Source organism: Oleiphilus sp. HI0125, from assembly GCF_001635355.1.
This window is the reverse complement of sequence record NZ_LWGF01000228.1, coordinates 1-609: the sequence shown is the minus strand read 5'-3', so window position 1 is coordinate 609 and position 609 is coordinate 1. Positions and strand designations below refer to the sequence as shown.

At 45.3% G+C, this 609-nt stretch carries 1 pseudogene; it reads left to right on the top strand.

Annotated features, from left to right (window positions below):
* Window positions 1-583, top strand: a pseudogene (locus A3762_RS26990) (hypothetical protein); the annotation flags it as partial.
* Window positions 584-609 lie beyond the last annotated feature (26 nt).

Genomic DNA, 609 nt, shown 5'->3' with positions numbered 1-609 from the left:
TTCTGCCCTACTCCAAGGCAATGTTGATGAGGCGATTAGTGCTTATGAGCAAGCGTTGAACCTTAAACCTCAGTTCACCGAAGCGGCAGAAAACAAAGCGATCGCTGAGCAGATTAAGCAACAGCAAGAACAACAGAACCAAGACGGACAGCAGAATCAAGACGGGCAACAAAATCAAGACGGGCAACAAAATCAAGACGGGCAACAAAATCAAGACGGGCAACAAAACGCTGAGAAGAATGGCGATGATTCGGGAACTCTTCAGAACACTGATGATATTAAAGATCAGAACGAGGAACAATCTAATGCCGCCTCGCAACAGACTAGTAATGATGAGACGAACGAAAAACTTAGTGCACAACAATCACAAGCGCTCGATGAGCTTGATCAACAGCAAGCTGGCAGTGATGATAGTGGTGAGTTTGCTGCCTACAGTGATCAGTTGAGTGATGAAGAACGTCGCTCATATGAGCAATGGATGCGCAGAATACCTGACGACCCTTCTGGTTTGTTAAGGCGTAAATTTGAACAACAGTCTCGCGACAGAAATAACCAAAACAATCCTGAGGAGCCATTATGGTAAAGGCGCTCTTTCACTCCTTTATGAAC